Origin of the sequence: Negativicoccus succinicivorans, from assembly GCF_018373335.1 — a bacterium.
In the GTDB taxonomy this organism is placed as follows: domain Bacteria; phylum Bacillota; class Negativicutes; order Veillonellales; family Negativicoccaceae; genus Negativicoccus; species Negativicoccus succinicivorans_A.
The window spans coordinates 1-1,435 of sequence record NZ_JAHAHH010000127.1 but is presented as its reverse complement, the minus strand read 5'-3'; the positions used below and the strand labels follow the sequence as shown (position 1 = coordinate 1,435).

Genomic DNA, 1,435 nt, shown 5'->3' with positions numbered 1-1,435 from the left:
GATAATAATCCGCCGTAAAGGTCAACTTATTCGCATCGGCAAAATAGTAGTCAAGAGCGAGATTATACGTCTGATCATTACCGAAATATTCCGACCACTGTTCGCCTTCGATCGTGTCCCGATCGGTATGGCGGAAACGCGCCCCTACGGTAGCGGCCAGTTTCCCTTGCCGTCCGGTATCGTAATGAATCCACTGCGTATGGCCCGTGGATGCGTATTCACCGCCGATGGCGCCGCTCGGCGAGGTCGATTTTTTCGTAATGATATTGATAACGCCGCCCATCGCATCCGAACCATACAACGCGCTCGACGGTCCGCGGAGTATTTCAATTCGTTCCACCTGTTGCAAATTGATTCGATCCATGGCGCGCGCGGTACCCAAGCCGGCGCTCGAGGATTCGTTCGCCGGTTTACGACCGTCGACTAAAATCAGCGATTTATTCGTATCCATGCCGCGAATCATTACATCATGACCGCCGCGATCAATCTTTGTCTGCATGATATTGGTATAATACGAAAGCGCTTCACGAAGATTCGACGCGCCGCTTTGCCGGATCTTCTCGCCATCGATAACATGCGTCGCCGCCGGTACTTCTCTCGTCACATTTTGCGTACGCGTAGCCGTGACAATGATATCTCCGATATCATATACCGGTGCATCTGCCGCCATGGCAGTCATGCATCCCAAACAACACGCTGCCAAAAGCGCAGCCTGTCGACGTGCCAATTTACTCATTGTTTCCCTCCGTTACCTAATTTAAAAAATATTTGAATTCTTTTATCATTATACACTTTTCTCAAGCAAAGTAAATGTATGTTTATAATTTTAATTTTATTTTCTTCATCTGGATATTTTTTGGGTGGGAAAGCTATCATTACGCTCATTAACGAATATTTTTATTCATTCTATTAAAAAGAGTTGCTCTTTTAATTGTAAACTATGTGTATTTATATATAGTCATTTAATATCACATATGCACAGATTTTCGTCTGCAGAAAAAATAAGATTCTTTATAAAAACGAAAAGTTATATTTCTATGGAGCCGGCAATAGGATTTGAACCGACGTGTGCATTGCGTGGTGTCGCTCTAAAGTAAAATAAAACTCCCCGCAAAAAACGGGGAGCTATATTTCATCTGGAACCGGCAATAGGACTTGAACCGACGTGTGCATTGCGTTGTGTCGCGCTAAATAAAAACTCCCCGTAAGGACGGGGAATTTAGTGTTATCTGGAGCCGGCAATAGGACTTGAACCGACGTGTGCATTGCGTTGCGCCGTTCTAAAACAAAAACTCTCCACAAAAAGTCTCGGAGAGTTTGGTTTTCTATGGAGCCGGCAATACGACTTGATCCTACGTGTGCATTGCGTGGTGTCGCGCTAAATAAAAACTCCCCGTAAGGACGGGGAATTTAGTGTTATCTGGAGCCGGCAATA

1 protein-coding gene is annotated in these 1,435 nt (G+C 45.2%); it reads right to left on the bottom strand.

Annotated features, from left to right (window positions below):
* Nucleotides 1-736, bottom strand: a 736-nt coding sequence (locus tag KH813_RS06680; protein ID WP_303994562.1) for a TonB-dependent siderophore receptor, incomplete at its 3' end; no start/stop codon positions are given.
* Nucleotides 737-1,435: the final 699 nt, after the last annotated feature.